The sequence below is a fragment of the Halomonas sp. E14 genome (genome assembly GCF_052568415.1).
Genome location: NZ_CP199423.1, coordinates 3,502,021 through 3,523,552, shown reverse-complemented (window position 1 = coordinate 3,523,552; position 21,532 = coordinate 3,502,021). Strand labels below are relative to the sequence as shown.

The window sequence follows — 21,532 nt, the reverse complement described above, 5'->3', positions numbered from 1 at the left end:
CGTTGGCGTCGGTTAGCGTGACAGGCTGCGGTCTTGGCCCGGCTTGCGGCTGACGCGAAAGATCGCTGTTTCGCCGAACAGGTTGGGCCAGTGCCGCGTGGTCCAGCCTCCCGCGGCGTCGCCGACGCCGACGGCCCGGTCGGTGATCACCAGGCCTTTTTCATGGCACAGGTGCTCGAAGTCGTTGAAGGTCGACAGGTGGATGTTGGGGGTGTCGTACCAGGCATGGGGCAGCGACTTGGAGACCGGCATGTAGCCGCGAATGCCGAGGTGCACCCGATGTCGCCAGTAGGCGAAGTTGGGGAAGGTGATGATGCACTCCTTGGCGACCCGCAGCATCTCGTCAAGCATGCGGTCGGGCCGGCGCAGCGCCTGCAGCGCCTGGGTCATGATCACCAGGTCGTAGGCGTCGTCCTCGAAGTTGACCAGGCCCTCGTCCAGGTTCTGCTCGATCACGCAGACCCCCTTGGCGACACAGGCGGTGATGCCTGCCGGGTCAATCTCCAGGCCGTAGCCGGTGACGCCCTTGTCGCGTGCCAGCACCTCCAGCAGCGTGCCGTCCCCGCACGCCAGGTCGAGGATATGGGCGCCCTCGGGTACCCAGCGATGAATCACTTTCAGGTCGGCGCGCATCATGCGGGGGTCTCCAGGCCGAGCTCACGGGCCGCGCGGGCCATAAAGGCCGAGAATATCGCCTGGTAGCGTGGCTCAGGCAGCAGGAAGGCATCGTGACCGTGGGGCGAATCGATATTGGCGTAGCTCACCGGCTTGCCGGCACGGATCAGGGCGTTCACCAGCTCCCGCGATCGCGAAGGCGGGAAGCGCCAGTCGGTGGTGAAGCTGACCACCAGGAACGGGCACTGCGAGGGGCCCACGGCGGCGGCGAGCTCGCCACCGTGGGCCGCCGCCGGGTCGAAGTAGTCCAGCGCCTTGGTCATCAGCAGGTAGGTGTTGGCGTCGAAGGCAGTGGAGAAGGTGTCGCCCTGATAGCGCAGATACGACTCGACCTGGAACTCCACGTCGTAGCCGAAGTTGAACTCCTCGCTGCGCAGGTCGCGGCCGAACTTGCTGCCCATGGCGTCTTCCGACAGGTAAGTGATATGACCCACCATGCGGGCCAGCTTCAGACCGCGGCGCGGTGCCGTGCCGTGCTCGGTGTACCAGCCTTCGTGGAAATCGGGGTCGGAGCGTATCGCCTGGCGCGCCACCTCGTTGAAGGCGATGTTCTGCGCCGAGAGCTTGGGCGTGGCGGCGATAATGGCGGCGTTGGCGACCCGCTCGGGATAGGCGAGGGTCCACTGCAACACCTGCATGCCGCCGAGGCTGCCGCCGATCACCGCGGCGAAGCGCTGGATGCCGAGTCGGTCGGCCAGGCGGGCCTGGCTGTTCACCCAGTCGCTCACGGTGACCATGGGGAAGTCGGGCCCCCACAGGCGCCCGGTGGCCGGGTTCTCGCTGGTCGGGCCGGTGCTGCCGTGGCAGCCGCCCAGGTTGTTCAGCGACACCACGAAGAAGCGCTGGGTGTCGATCGACTTGCCCGGTCCGATATGGGCGTCCCACCAGCCTGGCTTGCGTTCGTCCGGGTCATGGTAGCCCGCGGCGTGGTGATGGCCGGACAGGGCATGACAGACCAGCACCGCGTTGGTGCGCTCGGCATTGAGGGTGCCGTAGGTCTCGTAGACGAGATCGTAGGCCGGCAGCGTCTTGCCGCAGGCCAGCTCCAGAGGGTCGTCGAAGTGCGCTGTTTGCGGCGTCACCAGTCCGACGGAGTCGCAGGGAAACTCGGGCATGTGTCGTCAGGAGTCCAGTCGTTGTAAGGCTGCCTTGGGCGGCGTCGATTCAGAGTCCGACCAGGGCGCCGGCGATACCTGCGGCCTGGGTCAGCGCGCCTACCACGATGCCGTCGATCATACTGATGGCGATGAACACCACGATCGGTGACAGGTCGATCATGCCCAGCGGCGGGATGACGCGACGAACCGGCGCCATGATCGGTTCCACCAGCTGCATCACCAGCAGCGCACCGGGGTGGCTGGCGTTGGGGGCTACCCAGCTGAGAATGATCATCACGATCAGAGCGAAGAAGTAGATCTTGAGGATGGCATTGGCGATGGCCGCCACGGCGCCGAGCACCACCTGCGTGACCGGCGGCATGCCGATGCCGGCGATCTGCAGGATTACCACGATGCTGACCAGCTTGAGCACAAAGGCGGCGGCCAGGGTGGCCAGATCGAAGCGACCCAGCACCGGGCCGAGGAAGCCCTGGAAGGGACGCACCACCGGCTGGGTGATCTTCACCACCGACTGGCTGATGGGATTGTAGTAGTCGGCCTGTGACGCCTGCAGCAGGAAGCGCAGCATCATCAGAAACAGGTAGATGTTGATCAGGGTGTTGACCAGCAACAGGCCGGCATTTCCCAGTTGGCCCATGAGGGCTCCTCCTATCAATCGTCGAGTGGGTCGCGTCAAATGGGCGCGACCGGAAAGGCTAACGCTTGCCGAGCTCCTCGGCCATTTCTCGGGCGCGAGCGGCGCAGGCATCCATGGCGTCGAGCACGGACCGGCGCAGGCCGGCCTGCTCCAGCGCTTCGATGGCGCGTTCGGTGGTGCCGCCCGGCGACATCACGTTGCGCTTGAGTTGCTCCGGCGGATATTCACTCTGCTGCGCCATGCGCGCCGCACCCAGAGCGGTCTGCAGCGCCAGGCGGCGTGCAGTATCGGCGGGCAGCCCGAGCTTCACGCCCGCCTCTTCCATGGCTTCGAACATCAGGAAGAAGTAGGCCGGGCCGCTGCCGGATACCGCAGTGACCGCATCCAACTGGGCCTCTTCGCTAACCCACTCGACGATGCCCACCGCTTCGAGCAGGGTGGCAGCCAGCGTGCGCTGATGATCATCGACGGCTTCGGTGGCATACAGCCCGGCGGCCCCGGCACCTACCAGCGACGGCGTGTTGGGCATGCAGCGCACCAGCGGTAGCCCTTCGCCCAGCCATGCTTCCAGCGTGGCGGCATCGATACCGGCGGCCACCGAGATGATCAGCGGCCGCTGCCGCTGCAGGGTGTCACGCAGCCCTTCGCAGACCTCACGCATCACCTGCGGCTTCACGGCCAGCACGACCACGTCGGCACCACGCACCGCCGCGGCATTGTCGGTATTGGTGCGAATGCCGTAGCGCTCATGGATCGGTGCCAAGAAGGCATCACTGGGTGACGTGGCAGTAATGGCGGTGGCGGGATAGCCGGTGTCGATCAACCCGCCGATGATGGCGCTGGCCATGTTGCCGGCGCCGATAAAGGTGACTCTGCTGGCCATTGCGATCCTTTCCTTTTGTGTTGTGCGGCACACTGGGCTGACGTCGTGCGCGAGGGTCTATCGGGTCGGAGTGTCTCGGCTGCCAAAGATGGCGCTGCCCAGACGAACCAGCGTGGCGCCTTCCAGAACGGCGGCTTCCAGATCGTCGCTCATGCCCATTGACAGCGTATCCAGCGGCGCCTTGGGGTAGCGGGCTTGCAGCTCCTCGAATGCCTGGCGCAGGCGGGCCAGCGGTTCACGCTGGGCCGCAAGCCCCTCGGCGGGTGCGGGAATCGCCATCAGCCCGCGCAGGCGCAGCCGCGGCAGCGCCTGCACGGCCTGTGCCAGCGTTGCCAGGTCGGCGAGGTGAACCCCGGACTTGGTCGCCTCGTCGCTGACGTTGACCTGCAGGCAGACGTTGAGCGGCCCGAGCCCCGCGGGACGCTGGTCGTTCAGCCGGCGCGCCACCTTCTCGCGATCTACGCTGTGCACCCAGGCGAAATGCTCGGCGACCGCGCGGGTCTTGTTGGATTGTAGCGGCCCGATGAAATGCCAGACGATATCGGGCAGGTCGACCAGCGCCGCCTGCTTGTCCAGCGCTTCCTGGACGTAGTTTTCGCCGAACTCCCGCTGCCCTAGCTGCCAGGCCTCGCGAATCCGCTCCGCCGGCTTGGTTTTGCTGACCGCAAGCAGGCGCACCGATTCGGCGGGCCGGCCGGCGCGGGCGGCGGCATCGGCCAGGCGCTGTCGGGCGCTGGCCAGTGACTCGCAAAGCATGGTATCCGTCATCTCAGTTACATAAAGTTCGTAATGTCAAAAGCTCTGGCATACTGGAACAAACCATCATCGCGAGCAGGGAGTTGCATGGATATTACCGAACTGCTGGCGTTCTCGGCAAAGCAGAACGCCTCCGACCTGCACCTGTCGGCCGGCCTGCCGCCCATGATCCGGGTGGATGGCGATATCCGGCGGCTCAACGTGCCTGCCATGGAAGATCGGGAAGTCCGCAAGCTGATCTACGACATCATGGGCGATCGTCAGCGGCGTGACTACGAAGAGTTTTTTGAAACGGACTTTTCCTTCGAAGTGCCGGGCGTGGCGCGCTTCCGTGTCAACGCCTTCAACCAGGCACGCGGTGCCGGTGCGGTCTTCCGTACCATTCCCAGCGAAGTGCTGACCATGGATGATCTCGGTCTTGGCGAGGTCTTCCGTCGCCTGGCGCTGCTGCCGCGAGGCCTGGTGTTGGTCACCGGGCCGACCGGCTCGGGCAAGAGCACCACCCTGGCCGCGATGATCGACTACATCAACGATCACCGCTACGACCACATCCTCACCATCGAGGATCCGGTGGAGTTCATTCACCGCAGCAAGCGCAGCCTGGTCAACCAGCGCGAGGTGCATCGCGACACCCACGGTTTTGCCCAGGCGCTGCGCAGCGCCCTGCGTGAAGACCCCGATGTCATCCTGGTAGGCGAACTACGCGATCTGGAAACGATTCGGCTGGCGCTCACCGCGGCGGAGACCGGCCACCTGGTGCTTGGCACCCTGCACACCACCTCGGCGGCCAAGACCATCGACCGTATCATCGACGTCTTCCCCGGCGAGGAAAAAGCCATGGTGCGCTCGATGCTGTCGGAGTCGCTGCAGGGCGTCATTTCCCAAACCCTGCTCAAGCGCCGCAGCGGCGGGCGAGTGGCGGCGCACGAGATCCTCATCGCCAACGCCGCGGTGCGCAACCTGATTCGCGAGGACAAGGTGGCGCAAATCTACTCGGCCATCCAGACCGGTGGCAGCTTGGGCATGCAGACGCTGGATGCGGCCTTGAACAAGTTGATCACCGACAACATCGTCACGCGTGAAGAGGCCCAGGCCAGGGCCAAGGGTGTGCTGACGCAGTGATGGGCGCTAGGCAAGCGAGGCGGGGAACACGAATATGACGGCACAAGAATGGCTGCAGCAACTGCTGACCATCATGGCACAGCAGGAAGCATCGGACCTGCTGATTTCGGTACAGGCGCCCCCCACCCTGAAGCTGGCGGGCAAGCTGACGGCGCTAGGTGAGCAGCGGCTGACGGTGGAGCAGGTGCGCGAGCTGGTTCAGGGGGCCATTCCGGATGGCCTGCGCGAGCGCTTCGAGCAGGAGCGTGAAGCCAATTTTGCGCTCAGCATTACCGGGCTCGGGCGGTTTCGCGTCAGTGCCTTCCAGCAGCGCAACCAGTGGGCCATGGTCATACGCCGCATCGCCTACGATATTCCGCACCTCGAGGAGCTCTCGCTGCCGCCCCAACTGGGTGAGCTGGCCAACCTCAAGCGAGGCCTGGTCTTCGTGGTGGGCGGTACCGGCACCGGCAAGTCCACTACGCTGGCGTCGATGATCCAGCAGCGCAACGAGACCGTGGGCGGTCACATCATCAGCGTCGAGGATCCCATCGAGTACGTGCACCCCCACAAGAAGGCAATCATCAACCAGCGTGAGGTCGGCATCGATACCGAGTCCTTCGAAGTGGCGCTGAAGAATACCCTGCGCCAGGCGCCCGACGTCATCCTGATCGGTGAGGTGCGCACGCGGGAAACCATGGAGCATGCCCTGACCTTCGCCGAAACGGGCCACCTGTGCTTGGCCACGCTGCACGCCAACAACGCCAACCAGGCGCTGGACCGCATCATTCACTTCTTCCCCCATGAGCGCCACGAGCAGATCTGGTTGGACCTGTCGCTCAACCTTCATGCCGTCGTCGCCCAGCAGCTGCTGCCCACTCGCGACGGCGGGCGCTGCCCGGCCATCGAAATTCTGCTGAAAACCCCCTTGATCGCCGACCTGATCCGTAAGGGCGATGTGAGTGAAATCAAGAATGTCATGGCCCGTTCGCGCGACCTGGGCATGCAGACCTTCGACCAGGCGCTGTTCGAACTCTTCAAGGCAGGCAAAATCAGCGAGGAAATTGCCATGGTGCACGCTGATTCGGCCAATGAGCTGCGCATGATGATCAAGTACGGCGATGAAAAGAGTGACGTTGTGGCCAAGGCTCGGGATTCGGCGCAACGGCTGACGCTGCGCGATGAGGACGACTTCTAGCAAGTGCTCTCACTCCGCTGATTGCGTCTACCCATGTTGCTGGCTAGGGAGCATAGACACCGCCAAGTACGCGTGGCCCCTGAGCGCCGGTGACGCTGGGCAGGTTGCCTGCCAGCCCCTCGAGGCGGCGCCAGGCGAGCCAGGCGAAGGCGCCGGCTTCCAGCCAGTCGGCCGGCCAACCCCAGTCGCTGCTGGGAACCAGCGCGGTTTCCGGCAGATGGCGAGCCAGGCGACCGAGCAGATCACCGTTGTGGGCGCCGCCGCCACACGGGATCAGCGCTGAGGCCGGAGGCGCGCCGGCCAGCTCGCGTGCCATCTCGATGCCCAGGGCTACGCTGGTCGCGGTCAGCTCGGCCAGCGTCGCCTGCACGTCCTGGGGCTCTTCCTTCCCCGTAAGATGGCCTTCAAGCCAGTCGAGGTGGAACACCTCGCGCCCGGTGCTGCGCGGCGGCGGGCGATGGAAGAAGGGCTCGGCGAGCAGGCGCTCCAGCAGAATCTCGTCCACGCGCCCCGATGCCGCCCAGGCGCCGTCGGGGTCGTAGCGGCCGCCGCGATGGCGGGCGTGCCAGGCATCCAGCAGCGCGTTGGCCGGGCCGGTATCGAAGCCGATCACCTCGGCCTCGCTTTCCGCGGGTGGCAGCAGGGTCAGGTTGGCGAAACCGCCCAGGTTGAGCACCAGCTGCCACTGCCCCGCACGCCGGAACAGCGCCTCGTGAAAGGCCGGCGCCAGCGGCGCCGCCTGACCGCCGGCGGCGAGGTCGCGGCGACGGAAGTCCGCCACCACCGTGCAGCCGGTCAGCTCGGCCAGCAGGCTGGGGTTGTCGAGCTGCAGGGTATAGGCCGGCCCTTCGGCGTGGCCCCAGGGCGCGTGCTCGATGGTCTGGCCATGACTGCCGATGGCGATGATCTGGTCGGTGGTGATGTCGTTTTCCACCAGCAGCCGCCGAACGGCGTTGGCCTGGAGCCGGCAGAACGCCGCCTCGGCGCCGGCCAGCTCGGCGAAGGCGATCCGCTCGGCTTGGCATAGCCTCAGCAGGAGCTCACGCAGCGCTTCGGGCATCGGCTCGGCGTGGCTGGCGAGCAGGCGCGCCCTCCCCGCAGCGTCGATCTCGACCAGGGCGGCATCGATGCCGTCCAGGCTGGTGCCGGACATCAATCCCACGAACCGTGCCATCTACTCTCTCCTTAGTACGGTAGCCCCAGCGGGCCTCAAGTCATGCTACCATCGTGCCCCATTCGATGGACCCTGCCCGCACGGGCGATCAACGTTTTTGGAGTGGGAGAGATGAGCGAGGTCGCAAGCGCGCTGGCGCTGCTGAAACGAGGCACCCAGGAGATCCTGCTGGAGGACGAGCTGATCAAGAAGCTCGAGTCCGGCCGCAAGCTGCGCATCAAGGCAGGCTTCGATCCCACCGCTCCCGACCTGCACCTCGGCCATAGCGTGCTGCTGACCAAGATGCGCCAGTTTCAGGATCTCGGCCACCAGATCATCTTCCTGATCGGCGACTTCACCGGGCGCATCGGCGATCCCACCGGGAAGAATGTCACCCGCAAGCCGCTCACCGAGGAAGAGGTCCGTGCCAACGCCCAGACCTACAAGGAGCAGGTGTTCAAGATCCTCGATCCCGACAAGACCGAGGTGCGCTTCAACTCCGAGTGGTTCGGCGAGCTCACCGCGGCCAAGATGATCGAGCTGGCCGCTCAGAGCACCGTGGCGCGCATGCTAGAGCGCGACGACTTCGACAAGCGCTACAAGTCGGGTCAGCCGATCTCCATCCATGAGTTCCTCTACCCGCTGGTGCAGGGCTACGACTCCGTGGCGCTCGAAGCCGATGTCGAGATGGGCGGCACCGACCAGAAGTTCAACCTGCTGATGGGGCGCGAGATTCAGAAGCACTTCGGCATGGAGCCGCAGGTGGTCATCACCATGCCGCTGCTCGAAGGGCTCGACGGCGTGCAGAAGATGTCGAAGTCGCTGGGCAACTACGTCGGTGTCGACGAGGCGCCGGGCTCGATGTTCAACAAGCTCGTCTCCATGCCCGACAGCCTGATGTGGCGCTACTTCGGGCTGCTCTCGTTGAAGTCGAACGAAGAGATCGAAGCGCTCAAGCGCGACGTCGAGGCCGGTGCCAACCCGCGCGACATCAAGATGATCCTCGCCCGCGAACTGATCGGCCGCTACCACGGCGAAGAGGCTGCGGCCAATGCCCACAAGTCGGCCGGCAACCGCCTGGCCGAAGGCGAGCTGCCCGAAGACCTGCCCGAGGTGGAGGTCGACTTCGAGGGCAGCGCCCAGGCGCCCATCGCCGCGGTGCTCAACCGGGCGGGTCTGGCCAACAACAGCGCCCAGGCCAAGGACATGCTGGGCAACGGCCGGGTCAAGGTCGAAGGCGAGGTCGTCGCCAAGGATGCCATGCTCGATACCGGCAAGAGCTACGTGATCCAGGCCGGCAAGAAGCGCTATGCCCGGGTGACGCTACGCTGAGTCATTCCACCGGCTCTCAGACCAACCGATGTCAAGTCAGTTGCTCTACCGACGCCCGCCTCGTGCGGGCGTCGTCGTCTTCGCCCCGGGGGCAAACCATCCACAGCCGTTCGCCTGCAAGCGGCTGTGGATAGCTCGTTCGCTGCGTATCGTCACCCGCTCGGTCACGCGGCTGAAATATTTTTACCGCCGCCCCTTGCGGGGGTCGGGGGAAAGCCGTAAAGTACGCATCCGCTGCCGGTGACGGGCAACGTCATCAGCGGTGAAGAGGGTGGTAAGTGGTTGTCCTGATTTGAATTTTCCGGCTCGCTTCGCAAAATTCTCACTTGACGCCCACGGCGGATTCGGTAGAATGCGCCCCACTCGACAGCAGGTCCGCAAGCGGGCTTGCGGTTGCCGGCTCCGGCTGGCCTTCGATGCGAAAGACGCTGCGGCGGGCATCGAAGAGCGCTTGACAGCGCGGGCCGATTGAGTAGAATACGCCTTCCTCGCAGGGCGCTGACGGGGTCCGGGATCGACACGATCCACGGCCGCGACAGCAAGCGAGACGCTCCGCGCTTCAGGCTGAGGCTTGAAGAGAAAAGGAGCCGCTCTTTAACAATCGATCAGGTAATTCATGTGGGCGCTTGTCGATGAGGTGGTGAGAAGTCACACCATTTCAAGGCAAGCGACTCGTCGAGACCTTCGGGTCTTTTGAGAAGCTTTGACCTTGAGCCAAGTTTGGTCCGCCTCCTTCCTTGGAAGGGTAAGGACTATATGATCTTAAACTGAAGAGTTTGATCATGGCTCAGATTGAACGCTGGCGGCAGGCCTAACACATGCAAGTCGAGCGGCAGCACGGGAAGCTTGCTTCCTGGTGGCGAGCGGCGGACGGGTGAGTAATGCATAGGAATCTGCCCGGTAGTGGGGGATAACCTGGGGAAACCCAGGCTAATACCGCATACGTCCTACGGGAGAAAGCAGGGGCTCTTCGGACCTTGCGCTATCGGATGAGCCTATGTCGGATTAGCTAGTTGGTGAGGTAAAGGCTCACCAAGGCGACGATCCGTAGCTGGTCTGAGAGGATGATCAGCCACATCGGGACTGAGACACGGCCCGAACTCCTACGGGAGGCAGCAGTGGGGAATATTGGACAATGGGCGCAAGCCTGATCCAGCCATGCCGCGTGTGTGAAGAAGGCCTTCGGGTTGTAAAGCACTTTCAGTGGGGAAGAAAGCCTCGCGGCTAATATCCGCGAGGAAGGACATCACCCACAGAAGAAGCACCGGCTAACTCCGTGCCAGCAGCCGCGGTAATACGGAGGGTGCGAGCGTTAATCGGAATTACTGGGCGTAAAGCGCGCGTAGGTGGCTTGATAAGCCGGTTGTGAAAGCCCCGGGCTCAACCTGGGAACGGCATCCGGAACTGTCAGGCTAGAGTGCAGGAGAGGAAGGTAGAATTCCCGGTGTAGCGGTGAAATGCGTAGAGATCGGGAGGAATACCAGTGGCGAAGGCGGCCTTCTGGACTGACACTGACACTGAGGTGCGAAAGCGTGGGTAGCAAACAGGATTAGATACCCTGGTAGTCCACGCCGTAAACGATGTCGACTAGCCGTTGGGTCCTTCGCGGACTTTGTGGCGCAGTTAACGCGATAAGTCGACCGCCTGGGGAGTACGGCCGCAAGGTTAAAACTCAAATGAATTGACGGGGGCCCGCACAAGCGGTGGAGCATGTGGTTTAATTCGATGCAACGCGAAGAACCTTACCTACCCTTGACATCCTGCGAACCCTTCGGAGACGAAGGGGTGCCTTCGGGAACGCAGAGACAGGTGCTGCATGGCTGTCGTCAGCTCGTGTTGTGAAATGTTGGGTTAAGTCCCGTAACGAGCGCAACCCTTGTCCTTATTTGCCAGCGAGTAAAGTCGGGAACTCTAAGGAGACTGCCGGTGACAAACCGGAGGAAGGTGGGGACGACGTCAAGTCATCATGGCCCTTACGGGTAGGGCTACACACGTGCTACAATGGTCAGTACAAAGGGTTGCGAACTCGCGAGAGCAAGCCAATCCCAGAAAGCTGATCTCAGTCCGGATCGGAGTCTGCAACTCGACTCCGTGAAGTCGGAATCGCTAGTAATCGTGAATCAGAATGTCACGGTGAATACGTTCCCGGGCCTTGTACACACCGCCCGTCACACCATGGGAGTGGACTGCACCAGAAGTGGTTAGCCTAACCTTCGGGAGGGCGATCACCACGGTGTGGTTCATGACTGGGGTGAAGTCGTAACAAGGTAGCCGTAGGGGAACCTGCGGCTGGATCACCTCCTTAAACGACATATCACGCCTCGCGGCAAGTGCTCACAATGAATTACCTGATCGGCCAGAGCAAAGACTGTTTGGGTCGCCGACCCAGTGGTTAGCCGGGTCTGTAGCTCAGTTGGTTAGAGCGCACCCCTGATAAGGGTGAGGTCGGCAGTTCAAATCTGCCCAGACCCACCATTCTCGAGCTTCGGCCGGGTCTGTCGCACAGTTGGTGAGAGCGCACCCCCGGAAGTTCTGTAAAGAGAAGGGTGAGGTCGCCGGGTTTGTTTCAAATCTGCCCAGACCCACCAAATTTGCGTGATACGGCGTTGCTTTGAGCCTCGCATAGCGAGCTATGCGTCGGCCCAAAGCGCCTTGACTCCGACGAAATTCACCGCCAATGAGAACGCGGTGATCAGTGGGGCCATAGCTCAGCTGGGAGAGCGCCTGCCTTGCACGCAGGAGGTCAGCGGTTCGATCCCGCTTGGCTCCACCATTACGCTCCATCGTATCCACAGTCTTACCTGATCGGATCCGCAGTCATAAGCCATCCTCGCAGCACGCGATGAGCGGTTTATGACTGTCGATTGACAGTCTGCTCTTTAACAATGTGAATCATGCTGACAGTTCCTTTCCGACAGGAAAGGAAACGAAGATACGTCTCAAGCGTATCCGGCAATGTCGTACGTGATCGCAGACCAGACCCCTTCGGGTTATATGGTCAAGCGATTAAGCGCATACGGTGGATGCCTTGGCAGCCAGAGGCGATGAAGGACGCGGTAGCCTGCGATAAGGCTCGGTGAGGTGGCAAACAACCTGTGACCCGGGCATTTCCGAATGGGGAAACCCACCCAGCACAAGCTGGGTATCCCACACTGAATCCATAGGTGTTGGGAGGCGAACCGGGGGAACTGAAACATCTAAGTACCCCGAGGAAAAGAAATCAACCGAGATTCCCCTAGTAGCGGCGAGCGAACGGGGACTAGCCCTTAAGCGGCACAACTGATAGGCGAACAGGCTGGGAAGCCTGACCATAGCGGGTGATAGTCCCGTAGCCGAAATCTGAGTGTCGTGAAATCGAGTAGGTCGGGGCACGTGAAACCTTGACTGAATATGGGGGGACCATCCTCCAAGGCTAAATACTCCTGGCTGACCGATAGTGAACCAGTACCGTGAGGGAAAGGCGAAAAGAACCCCGGAGAGGGGAGTGAAATAGATCCTGAAACCGTATGCGTACAAGCAGTGGGAGCATGCTAGTCATGTGACCGCGTACCTTTTGTATAATGGGTCAGCGACTTATTTTCAGTGGCGAGCTTAACCGTATAGGGGAGGCGTAGGGAAACCGAGTCTTAACTGGGCGACCAGTCGCTGGAAATAGACCCGAAACCGGGCGATCTATCCATGAGCAGGTTGAAGGTTGAGTAACATCAACTGGAGGACCGAACCAGGATCTGTTGAAAAAGATTTGGATGACTTGTGGATCGGAGTGAAAGGCTAATCAAGCTCGGAGATAGCTGGTTCTCCTCGAAAGCTATTTAGGTAGCGCCTCACGTATCACCGCCGGGGGTAGAGCACTGTTTCGGCTAGGGGGTCATCCCGACTTACCAACCCGAGGCAAACTCCGAATACCGGTGAGTGCAGCGTGGGAGACACACGGCGGGTGCTAACGTCCGTCGTGAAAAGGGAAACAACCCAGACCGTCAGCTAAGGTCCCGAAATCCTGGTTAAGTGGGAAACGATGTGGGAAGGCTCAGACAGCTAGGAGGTTGGCTTAGAAGCAGCCATCCTTTAAAGAAAGCGTAATAGCTCACTAGTCGAGTCGGCCTGCGCGGAAGATGTAACGGGGCTAAACCAGGTACCGAAGCTACGGGTTCATCCTCTGGATGAGCGGTAGAGGAGCGTCGTGTAAGCCGATGAAGGTGGATTGAGAAGTCTGCTGGAGGTATCACGAGTGCGAATGCTGACATGAGTAACGACAAGGGGAGTGAAAAACTCCCCCGCCGGAAGACCAAGGGTTTCTGTTCGACGCTAATCGGAGCAGAGTGAGTCGGCCCCTAAGGCGAGGCCGAAAGGCGTAGTCGATGGGAAACGGGTTAATATTCCCGTACCTCATAGAGTTGCGATGGGGGGACGAAGAAGGCTAGGTGGGCCAGGCGTTGGTTGTCCTGGTGAAAGCCAGTAGGCTGGGATCTTAGGCAAATCCGGGATCCCAAGGCCGAGAGGTGAGACGAAGGCACTACGGTGCCGAAGTCATCGATGCCACGCTTCCAGGAAAAGCCTCTAAGCTTCAGACTCTATGGGACCGTACCCCAAACCGACACAGGTGGTCAGGTAGAGAATACCAAGGCGCTTGAGAGAACTCGGGTGAAGGAACTAGGCAAAATGGTGCCGTAACTTCGGGAGAAGGCACGCCGCACTAGTGTGAAGGCCCTCGCGGCCGGAGCACGAAGCGGTCGAAGATACCAGGTGGCTGCAACTGTTTATTAAAAACACAGCACTCTGCAAACGCGCAAGCGGACGTATAGGGTGTGACGCCTGCCCGGTGCCGGAAGGTTAAGTGATGGTGTTAGCCCTCGGGCGAAGCTCTTGATCGAAGCCCCGGTAAACGGCGGCCGTAACTATAACGGTCCTAAGGTAGCGAAATTCCTTGTCGGGTAAGTTCCGACCTGCACGAATGGCGTAATGATGGCCACGCTGTCTCCACCCGAGACTCAGTGAAATTGAAATCGCAGTGAAGATGCTGTGTACCCGCGGCTAGACGGAAAGACCCCGTGAACCTTTACTATAGCTTCACACTGGACGCTGATGTTGCTTGTGTAGGATAGCTGGGAGGCTAGGAAACCCGGACGCCAGTTCGGGTGGAGCCAACCTTGAAATACCAGCCTGGCATCATTGGCGTTCTAACTCAGGTCCGTGATCCGGATCGAGGACAGTGTGTGGTGGGTAGTTTGACTGGGGCGGTCTCCTCCCAAAGCGTAACGGAGGAGCACGAAGGTACCCTCAGCACGGTCGGAAATCGTGCGTTGAGTGCAAGAGCATAAGGGTGCTTAACTGCGAGACAGACACGTCGAGCAGATACGAAAGTAGGTTCTAGTGATCCGGTGGTTCTGTATGGAAGGGCCATCGCTCAACGGATAAAAGGTACTCCGGGGATAACAGGCTGATACCGCCCAAGAGTTCACATCGACGGCGGTGTTTGGCACCTCGATGTCGGCTCATCACATCCTGGGGCTGAAGTCGGTCCCAAGGGTATGGCTGTTCGCCATTTAAAGTGGTACGCGAGCTGGGTTTAGAACGTCGTGAGACAGTTCGGTCCCTATCTGCCGTGGGCGTTGGAGATTTGAGAAGAGCTGCTCCTAGTACGAGAGGACCGGAGTGGACGCACCTCTGGTGTTCCGGTTGTCACGCCAGTGGCATTGCCGGGTAGCTACGTGCGGACGGGATAACCGCTGAAAGCATCTAAGCGGGAAGCCCCCTTCAAGATGAGATCTCCCCGAGGCCTTGAGCCTCCTGAAGGGCCCAGCGAGACCAGCTGGTTGATAGGTCGGGTGTGGAAGCGCTGCAAGGCGTTGAGCTAACCGATACTAATGGCCCGTGAGGCTTGACCATATAACCCCAAGGGGTCTGCGCATCGCGCACATTGACGGATACGACGAGACGATCGCGTCAGCATGATTCCAACCGTTTTCGCCTGACGACCATAGCGAGTGGGAACCACCTGATCCCATGCCGAACTCAGCAGTGAAACCGCTCAGCGCCGATGGTAGTGTGGGGTCTCCCCATGTGAGAGTAGGTCATCGTCAGGCATCTTTTCAGAAACCCCGGCCAATTGGTCGGGGTTTCGTCGTTTGGGCGGCAGGAAACGGCAGGCGATGAAAGCCGGCAGGAGTGGGGCGGGATGGGCCGAGGTACTGCTCGCCGAGCTCGTGCCAGGCGGGCGCCGACGAAAGTGGCCTAGGCGGGCCCGCCGCCGGCCGGCCATGGGCAAGACACAAAAAAAACCCCGAGCACGAACGTGCTCGGGGTTTTTTTTGTGCGCTTACTGCAGGCGTCGACGGCGCCCGCGGAATGGTTCAACGACACAGCAGCTCGAAGGCTTCGATGAGGCTGTCCATCTCGTCGTCGGTACCGATCGAGATGCGCAGGAAGTCGCGCAGTGCCGACGTATTGAAATGGCGTACCAGGATGCCACGCTCGCGCAGGCCGACGAACAGCTGCGCGGCATCGTGCTGGGCGTGACGCGCCAGCACGAAGTTGGCCTGGGAGGGCAGCACCTCGAAGCCGAGCTCGCTGAGGCGGCGGACGGTACGCTCGCGTGTGGTCATGACGCGCTCGCGACAGGCATCGAAGTGCGCTTTATCCTCGAGGGCGGCTATGCCCAGGGCGCTGGCCAGGCTGTCGATGGGGTAGGAATTGAAGGAGTCCTTGACCCGCTCGAGCCCTTCGATCAATTCGCGTGACCCGATCGCATAGCCAAGGCGAAGGCCTGCCAGGCTGCGGGACTTGGAGAAGGTCCCGGTGACCAGCAGGTTCGGATAGCGACCAATCAAGGGCACGGCGCTCTCGCCACCGAAGTCGACGTAGGCTTCGTCGACCAGCACTACCTGCCCGCCGAGGCGATCGAGCAGCGTGGCGATGGCCTGGCGCCCATGGCCGTGGCCGGTCGGGGCGTTGGGGTTGGCGAAGATCGTCCCGCTGCTGTCGCTGCTGAAGGCGTCGAGATCGACGCGCCACTGCGCGTCGAGCGCCAGGCTGCGCTGTTCGATGCCATACAGCCGGCAGTAGACCGGATAGAAGCTGTAGGTGATCTCGGGCATCTCGAGCGGGCGGCCGTGGCAGAAGAAGGCCTGGAACGCCAGTGCCAGCACCTCGTCGGAACCATTGCCAACGAAGACCTGCTCCACCTCCACGCCATGCTCATGGGCAAGCGCTGTGCGCAGGGCGAGCGACTGCGGGTCGGGATAGCGCCGCAGATGATCGGCCGGGAACTCACGCAGCCTGGCTTCGACGCCAGGCGCCGGAGGGTAGGGGTTCTCGTTGGTGTTCAGCTTGATCAGCTTCTCGCGCGGTTGCTCCCCTGGAACATAAGGGGTCAGCCCGCGCACCGCCGGGCTCCAGAACTGGCTCATGGTGTCTCGTTTCTCGCAAGGCAGAACGTCAGGCCATGTTGACTGCTGCGGACTGACCGCGCAAGCCGATAGCGTGCTAGCCTAAGCGCTTTCGCATGGACCTCGGTGCCCGACATGACCGCCCAGATCATCGCCACCCTGCTGCCGGTATTTCTCATCGCCGGCTGCGGTACGCTTTATGGCCGTTTTCGCACGCCGGACATACGCAGCATCAACACGCTCAACATGGAGCTGTTCGTGCCGATGCTGGTGTTTGCCGTGCTGGCCGATGGCCAGGCGCCGCTCGAAGAGTATGTCGGCCTGGCTGCGGCGGGCGGCGTGGTAGTGCTGGGGTCAGGGCTACTGCTGTGGCCGCTGGTGAAGTGGCTGCGACTGGAGCCGAAGACCTTCCTGCCGCCCATGATGTTCAACAACTCTGGCAACATGGGCATCCCCTTGCTGCTGCTGGCGTTCGGTGAAGCTGCGCTACCGGCGGCGATCGTGCTGTTCATCGTCGAAATGCTGCTGCACTTCTCGGTGGGGCTCTACATGCTGAGCCCGCAAACGCCACTTTGGCGGCTGCTGCGCATGCCAATCGTACTGGCGAGCCTGGCGGGTCTTGGGGTCAACCTGGCGGGAGTGCCCTTGCCCGGCTGGCTGCTGGAAGCGTTGCATATGCTCGGCGGGGTCTGCATCCCGCTGCTGCTGTTTGCCCTCGGCGTGCGAATGCTCGAGATCGACTTCAGCGACTGGAAGACCGGCCTGCTCGGTGCCCTGCTGTGCCCGCTTTCGGGCTTGCTGCTGGCCGCCCCGTTGATCTGGCTGCTCGGGCTCACCGGACTGCAGGCAGCGGCACTATGGGTCTTTGCCGCGCTGCCGCCGGCGGTGCTCAATTACCTGGTGGCGGAGCAGTACCGCCAGGAGCCGCACAAGGTGGCTTCCCTGGTGCTGATAGGCAACCTGGGCAGCCTGGTAGTGATGCCGATCGTGCTGGCTCTGGTATTCCTCCACGTCTATCCTGGCGCCGGCTGAACTGAGGGAACCTCAGGAGCACAGAGGCTGTCTGCATGAGCCGTAAGGGTTTATGCTGTGACACAAGCGGCCAAATATTTCTGCGTAAACCCCAAGGTTAGGAGTGAGCTAATGCGTATGAGGACACTGCTGGCGGGTTCGGCCATGCTGGCCCTGCTGGCCGGTTGTGCGGCTGGCCCGATGGATGACGGCGCCGCCCCGATGGCGGATGATCGCGAAGCGGTCTATCAGGGCACGCTGCCCTGCCGCAACTGTGCCGGTATCGACCTCGATGTGCGGATGCTCGGTACGGAGCAGAGTGCACTGGAAGAGCGTACCTTCACCCTGCGTGCCAGCTATCGCGAGCATCCCCAGGATCCGCCCGACGAGAACTACGCCGGTAACTGGGAAGTGCTGAGCGGTACCGCGGTCGACCCGGATGCCACGGTGTACGAACTCACGCCGGACGGTGAGGGCCAGGTCTACTACTTCCTGCGCGTCGACGAGCGCACCCTGGAGCTGATCGACCCCCAGCGGCGTCGCTTCCAGAACAACGAGTCCCTGCAGCTGCGGCGCCAGTAACGGCGCTGCGGTGCGCAAGAAGGCGGCCAGCAGGCCGCCTTCTTGCGTCTGGGCGTCAACGGACCTGATAGAATGAGCCTTCTGCGGCAGGAGAGGGGCCGGCATGGCCAAGGCTAAGAGCGCGTTCGTCTGCACTGAGTGCGGGGCGGAGTATCGCAAGTGGCAGGGGCAGTGCTCGAGCTGCCTGGAATGGAACACGCTGAGCGAGGTTCGACTGAGTGCGCCCCGCCCGGGTACCGGCACCGCCACGGCGTCCGTGGCGCGTGGGGGCTATGCCGGGGCCCTGTCGCGCGAGGTGGTGGACCTGGCCAACATCGACCTCACCGAAGTGCCGCGCCTCTCATCCACGTTCGGCGAGTTCGACCGAGTGCTGGGCGGCGGCCTGGTCCCTGGCTCGGCGGTGCTGCTGGGTGGGCACCCGGGAGCGGGCAAGTCCACCCTGCTGCTGCAGACCGCCTGCAAGCTGGCGCAGGCGCGCAAGGTGCTCTACGTCACCGGCGAGGAGTCGCTCTCCCAGGTGGCGATGCGGGCGCACCGCCTGCAGCTCCCGGCGCAGGGGCTGAAGATGCTGGCCGAGACGAGCGTCGAGACGATTCTTGCCGTGGCTGAGCGCGAGCGCCCGGAGATCCTGGTGATCGACTCGATCCAGACCATGCATCTGGAGGACATCGCCTCGGCGCCCGGCGGCGTGGCCCAAGTGCGGGAGTCCGCGGCGGCCCTGACCCGCTTTGCCAAGCAGAGCAATACGGTACTGCTGCTGGTCGGCCATGTGACCAAGGACGGCACCCTGGCCGGCCCCAAGGTGCTGGAGCACATGATCGACGCTTCGCTACTGCTCGAAGGCGGCGCCGATTCCCGCTTCCGTACCCTTCGCGGGCAGAAGAACCGCTTCGGCGCGGTCAATGAGCTGGGCGTGTTCGCGATGCTCGAGCACGGCCTGAAGGAGGTGAAGAACCCCAGCGCCATCTTCCTCTCGCGCGGAGAGGAGCAGGCGCCAGGCAGCCTGGTGATGGTGGTGTGGGAGGGCACGCGGCCGTTGCTGGTGGAGGTGCAGGCGCTGCTCGACGAGTCGGCGCTGGGCAACCCGCGGCGCGTCGCCGTGGGCCTCGACCAGAACCGCTTGGCCATGCTGCTGGCGGTGCTGCACCGCCATGGGGGCCTGTTCACCGGCGATCAGGACGTCTTTCTTAACGTGGTGGGCGGCGTCAAGGTGCTGGAGACCAGCGCCGACCTCGCGGTGCTGCTGGCGGTGGTGTCGAGCCTGCAGAATCGGCCTTTGCCGCGCGAGCTGGTGGCCTTCGGCGAGGTGGGCCTTTCCGGCGAGATTCGCCCGGTTCCCAGCGGGCAGGAGCGGATCGTCGAGGCGGCCAAGCATGGCTTCACCCGGGCCATCGTGCCGCGGGCCAATGCGCCGAAGCATGCCCCCGGCGGCATGGAGGTCGTCGCAGTTGACAAGCTGGCCGATGCCATCGAGGCGCTGTAAGTCGCTGTAACCGCGCTGTTCTAGACTGCCAAGAAATGCAACCCAAGGAGACTGTGATGAGCGCGATCCGCCTGACCCAATATAGCCACGGCGCAGGCTGCGGCTGCAAGATCGCTCCCGATGTGCTGGATGGCATCCTGGCCAAGGCTGGGCCCGGCGCCACCCACGCCCGGCTGATCGTCGGCAATGAGGGGCGTGAAGACGCGGCGGTCTATGACCTGGGCGATGGTCGCGGCATGATCGCCACGACAGATTTCTTCATGCCGATTGTCGACGATCCCTTCGATTTCGGCCGGATCGCCGCCACCAACGCCATCAGCGACATCTACGCCATGGGCGGAACGCCGGTGCTCGCGCTCGGCATCCTCGGCTGGCCGCTGGACAAGCTGGGCCCGGAAATCGCCAGTGACGTAGTGGCCGGCGCCCAGGCGGTGTGCCGCGAGCTGGGCCTGGCGCTGGCCGGCGGCCACTCCATCGACGCGCCGGAGCCTATCTTCGGCCTGGCCGTCAACGGCCTCGTCGACCTCAAGCACCTCAAGCTCAACAAGGGCGCCCAGGTAGGCGACCTGCTGTTCCTGACCAAGCCGCTGGGGGTGGGCATGCTGACCACCGCTGAAAAGCAGGGGCTGCTGGAGTCGGGTCACCAGAACCTGGCCCGCGAGACCATGCTGGCCTCCAACCAGATCGGGGTGGAGCTGGCCAGGGTAGAGGGCGTGCATGCCATGACCGACGTGACCGGCTTTGGCCTGGCCGGCCACCTGGCCGAAGTTTGCCAGGCCAGCGGCGTGGCGGCGCGCATCGACTTTCGCCGCCTGCCGCGGCTGGCCGAGGCCGAAGCCTATCGGCGCCGTGGTGCGGTGCCCGGCGGAACGCAGCGCAACCGCCAGGCCCTCGGCGATGCGCTCAAGCCGATGGACGAGCCGCACTGGCAGTGGCTGTGCGACCCGCAGACCTCGGGGGGGCTGCTGCTGTCCGTGCACCCCTCATGGGAAGATGACGTCGAGCGCATCGGCCGTGCCCATGGCATCGAGCTGGTGCCGTTCGGCGAGATCGTCAAGGCCAGCGGCCCTGCGCTGATCGAGGTGCTGGGGTGACATTGCCGCAGGTAGAACCCGAGCTGACGTTGCTGCAGCAGGGGCGCGCGCTGATCGATGTGCGGGCCCCGGTGGAATTTGCCCAGGGGGGGCTTCCCGGGGCGATCAACCTACCCTTGATGGACGACGACGAGCGCCGCCTGGTGGGCACCGCCTACAAGCAGCACGGTCAGCAGGCCGCCATTGCGCTCGGCCAGCGCCTGGTCAGCGGCAGCATTCGCCAGCAGCGCATCGCCGCCTGGCGGCAGGCGGTCGTGGAGAATCCCGACGCGATCCTCTACTGCTTTCGCGGCGGGCTGCGCTCGCAGATCGCCCAGCAGTGGCTGGCCGAGACCGGTGTGGAGCGGCCACGCATCCGCGGCGGCTGGAAGGCCATGCGCCATGCGCTATGCCAGCGCATCGAGACGGCATCCGAGCAGCCCCTGCTGGTGGTGGGTGGTCTCACCGGCTGCGCCAAGACCGCGCTGGTGCAGCAGCTGGCCAACGGGCTCGACCTGGAGGGCTGCGCCCGCCACAAGGGTTCGGCCTTCGGTCGTCACCCCTTGCCGGCGCCCAGTCAGATCGACTTCGAGCACTCCATGGGGCTGCGTCTGCTGGCACTGTCAGGTCCGCTGGTGGTGGAGGACGAGTCGCGCCATATCGGCACGGCCAACGTGCCGCTGGCCTTCTGGCGGAGCATGGAGCAGGCGCCCAGGGTGCGGGTGGAAATGCCGCTCGACTGGCGCCTGGCCCAGATCCACAAGGACTACATCGACGATCTGTGGGCGATCTATCGCCAGCAGTTCGGCGAGTGGCTGGGCTGGGCGCTGATGCGCAAGCAGCTTGCGGGCGCGCTGGCACGGCTGAAGAAACGCCTGGGCCATGCCCGCCTGGCCAGGCTGCAGCGCCTTCAGCAGCTTGCCTTCCGTGAGCACGAGCGCGGCAATCGGCAGGCGCACGAGGCCTGGCTGGCCCCGTTGCTCACCGAATACTACGACCCCATGTATCGCTACCAGCTTGAGCGGCGCGATCCGGGGCGCTTCCTGCACGTCGGCGACTGGGACAGCTGCCTGGCGGCGGCGAAAGCCTGGTCGCAGGAGCGCTCGCGGCAGCTCGATACGCAGCCGCAGCCGGCGTGAGATGCC

General features: G+C 63.3%; 15 protein-coding genes, 2 tRNA genes and 3 rRNA genes. 13 read left to right on the top strand and 7 right to left on the bottom strand.

What is annotated here, in order from left to right; all coding sequences use genetic code 11:
• Positions 1-12 precede the first annotated feature (12 nt).
• The 5 genes from metW to ACT7B3_RS16550 are packed head-to-tail and all read right to left on the bottom strand — an operon-like array spanning position 13 to position 4,081.
• Positions 13-633 (bottom strand): methionine biosynthesis protein MetW, encoded by a 621-nt coding sequence (gene metW, locus ACT7B3_RS16570; protein ID WP_445158893.1) that lies wholly within the window; start codon positions 631-633, stop codon positions 13-15.
• A complete protein-coding gene (metX, locus tag ACT7B3_RS16565) occupies positions 633-1,790 on the bottom strand; it encodes a homoserine O-succinyltransferase MetX (RefSeq protein ID WP_445158697.1) in 1,158 nt (385 codons plus the stop codon). Before metX ends, metW begins: the two co-directional genes overlap by 1 nt.
• Positions 1,791-1,839: 49 nt before the next feature.
• Positions 1,840-2,430, bottom strand: a complete 591-nt coding sequence (locus ACT7B3_RS16560) for a YggT family protein (protein WP_444679040.1) — start codon at positions 2,428-2,430, stop codon at positions 1,840-1,842.
• 58 nt (positions 2,431-2,488) lie between these two features.
• Positions 2,489-3,313, bottom strand: a complete 825-nt coding sequence (gene proC, locus ACT7B3_RS16555) for a pyrroline-5-carboxylate reductase (RefSeq protein WP_445158696.1) — start codon at positions 3,311-3,313, stop codon at positions 2,489-2,491.
• Positions 3,314-3,370: 57 nt separating this feature from the next.
• A complete protein-coding gene (locus ACT7B3_RS16550; protein WP_445158695.1) occupies positions 3,371-4,081 on the bottom strand; it encodes a YggS family pyridoxal phosphate-dependent enzyme in 711 nt (236 codons plus the stop codon).
• A gap of 75 nt (positions 4,082-4,156) precedes the next feature.
• Here ACT7B3_RS16550 and ACT7B3_RS16545 point away from each other — a divergent pair, with 75 nt between their 5' ends.
• Together ACT7B3_RS16545 and ACT7B3_RS16540 are read left to right on the top strand one after the other, a co-directional pair.
• Entirely contained in the window at positions 4,157-5,191 is a 1,035-nt protein-coding gene (locus tag ACT7B3_RS16545) for a type IV pilus twitching motility protein PilT (RefSeq protein WP_445158694.1), read from the top strand.
• Positions 5,192-5,225: 34 nt separating this feature from the next.
• Positions 5,226-6,368 (top strand): PilT/PilU family type 4a pilus ATPase, encoded by a 1,143-nt coding sequence (locus tag ACT7B3_RS16540; protein ID WP_445158693.1) that lies wholly within the window; start codon positions 5,226-5,228, stop codon positions 6,366-6,368.
• A gap of 43 nt (positions 6,369-6,411) precedes the next feature.
• On the opposite strand, the gene ACT7B3_RS16535 is transcribed toward ACT7B3_RS16540, so the two are convergent.
• The gene (locus ACT7B3_RS16535; protein WP_445158692.1) at positions 6,412-7,542 is read right to left on the bottom strand and encodes an anhydro-N-acetylmuramic acid kinase; all 1,131 of its coding nucleotides are present in this window, start codon (positions 7,540-7,542) and stop codon (positions 6,412-6,414) included.
• A gap of 111 nt (positions 7,543-7,653) precedes the next feature.
• Between ACT7B3_RS16535 and tyrS the strand changes: the two genes are divergently transcribed.
• From tyrS to rrf, 6 genes are all read left to right on the top strand, one after another.
• Complete coding sequence (gene tyrS, locus ACT7B3_RS16530) at positions 7,654-8,853, top strand: tyrosine--tRNA ligase (RefSeq protein WP_445158691.1); 1,200 nt, start codon at positions 7,654-7,656, stop codon at positions 8,851-8,853.
• A 764-nt stretch (positions 8,854-9,617) separates the two neighbouring features.
• Positions 9,618-11,158 (top strand): 16S ribosomal RNA (locus tag ACT7B3_RS16525).
• Between the two features lie 93 nt (positions 11,159-11,251).
• Positions 11,252-11,328 (top strand) — tRNA-Ile (locus ACT7B3_RS16520).
• Positions 11,329-11,550: 222 nt separating this feature from the next.
• A tRNA-Ala gene (locus ACT7B3_RS16515) sits at positions 11,551-11,626 on the top strand.
• Positions 11,627-11,849: 223 nt separating this feature from the next.
• Positions 11,850-14,739 (top strand): 23S ribosomal RNA (locus tag ACT7B3_RS16510).
• Between the two features lie 81 nt (positions 14,740-14,820).
• A 5S ribosomal RNA gene (gene rrf / locus ACT7B3_RS16505) occupies positions 14,821-14,936 on the top strand.
• Together the 16S, 23S and 5S rRNA genes with 2 tRNA genes alongside form the textbook arrangement of a ribosomal RNA operon.
• Before the next feature lie 267 nt (positions 14,937-15,203).
• Here rrf and hisC read toward each other — a convergent pair.
• Positions 15,204-16,259 (bottom strand): histidinol-phosphate transaminase, encoded by a 1,056-nt coding sequence (gene hisC, locus ACT7B3_RS16500; protein WP_445158690.1) that lies wholly within the window; start codon positions 16,257-16,259, stop codon positions 15,204-15,206.
• 114 nt (positions 16,260-16,373) lie between these two features.
• Between hisC and ACT7B3_RS16495 the strand changes: the two genes are divergently transcribed.
• The 5 genes from ACT7B3_RS16495 to mnmH all read left to right on the top strand — a co-directional run bounded on the left by ACT7B3_RS16495 (position 16,374) and on the right by mnmH (position 21,526).
• Positions 16,374-17,270: an AEC family transporter gene (locus tag ACT7B3_RS16495; protein WP_444679429.1), complete on the top strand. Its 897-nt coding sequence runs from the start codon at positions 16,374-16,376 to the stop codon at positions 17,268-17,270.
• 111 nt (positions 17,271-17,381) lie between these two features.
• The gene (locus ACT7B3_RS16490; protein ID WP_444679044.1) at positions 17,382-17,831 is read left to right on the top strand and encodes a copper resistance protein NlpE N-terminal domain-containing protein; all 450 of its coding nucleotides are present in this window, start codon (positions 17,382-17,384) and stop codon (positions 17,829-17,831) included.
• A gap of 103 nt (positions 17,832-17,934) precedes the next feature.
• Complete coding sequence (gene radA, locus ACT7B3_RS16485; protein ID WP_444679045.1) at positions 17,935-19,314, top strand: DNA repair protein RadA; 1,380 nt, start codon at positions 17,935-17,937, stop codon at positions 19,312-19,314.
• A 56-nt stretch (positions 19,315-19,370) separates the two neighbouring features.
• Positions 19,371-20,408, top strand: coding sequence for a selenide, water dikinase SelD (gene selD, locus ACT7B3_RS16480; protein ID WP_445158689.1), 1,038 nt, complete (start codon positions 19,371-19,373; stop codon positions 20,406-20,408).
• Positions 20,405-21,526 carry a tRNA 2-selenouridine(34) synthase MnmH gene (gene mnmH, locus ACT7B3_RS16475; protein ID WP_445158688.1) on the top strand — a complete coding sequence of 374 codons (1,122 nt, stop codon included), beginning with the start codon at positions 20,405-20,407 and terminating at the stop codon, positions 21,524-21,526. Before selD ends, mnmH begins: the two co-directional genes overlap by 4 nt.
• Positions 21,527-21,532: the final 6 nt, after the last annotated feature.

Bases quoted from the DNA above. Each gene is read 5' to 3' on its own strand.
- metW (WP_445158893.1), bottom strand. From the start codon at position 633: ATGCGCGCCGACCTGAAAGTGATTCATCGCTGGGTACCCGAGGGCGCC.
- metX (WP_445158697.1), bottom strand. From the start codon at position 1,790: ATGCCCGAGTTTCCCTGCGACTCCGTCGGACTGGTGACGCCGCAAACA.
- ACT7B3_RS16560 (WP_444679040.1), bottom strand. From the start codon at position 2,430: ATGGGCCAACTGGGAAATGCCGGCCTGTTGCTGGTCAACACCCTGATC.
- proC (WP_445158696.1), bottom strand. From the start codon at position 3,313: ATGGCCAGCAGAGTCACCTTTATCGGCGCCGGCAACATGGCCAGCGCC.
- ACT7B3_RS16550 (WP_445158695.1), bottom strand. From the start codon at position 4,081: ATGACGGATACCATGCTTTGCGAGTCACTGGCCAGCGCCCGACAGCGC.
- ACT7B3_RS16545 (WP_445158694.1), top strand. From the start codon at position 4,157: ATGGATATTACCGAACTGCTGGCGTTCTCGGCAAAGCAGAACGCCTCC.
- ACT7B3_RS16540 (WP_445158693.1), top strand. From the start codon at position 5,226: ATGACGGCACAAGAATGGCTGCAGCAACTGCTGACCATCATGGCACAG.
- ACT7B3_RS16535 (WP_445158692.1), bottom strand. From the start codon at position 7,542: ATGGCACGGTTCGTGGGATTGATGTCCGGCACCAGCCTGGACGGCATC.
- tyrS (WP_445158691.1), top strand. From the start codon at position 7,654: ATGAGCGAGGTCGCAAGCGCGCTGGCGCTGCTGAAACGAGGCACCCAG.
- hisC (WP_445158690.1), bottom strand. From the start codon at position 16,259: ATGAGCCAGTTCTGGAGCCCGGCGGTGCGCGGGCTGACCCCTTATGTT.
- ACT7B3_RS16495 (WP_444679429.1), top strand. From the start codon at position 16,374: ATGACCGCCCAGATCATCGCCACCCTGCTGCCGGTATTTCTCATCGCC.
- ACT7B3_RS16490 (WP_444679044.1), top strand. From the start codon at position 17,382: ATGCGTATGAGGACACTGCTGGCGGGTTCGGCCATGCTGGCCCTGCTG.
- radA (WP_444679045.1), top strand. From the start codon at position 17,935: ATGGCCAAGGCTAAGAGCGCGTTCGTCTGCACTGAGTGCGGGGCGGAG.
- selD (WP_445158689.1), top strand. From the start codon at position 19,371: ATGAGCGCGATCCGCCTGACCCAATATAGCCACGGCGCAGGCTGCGGC.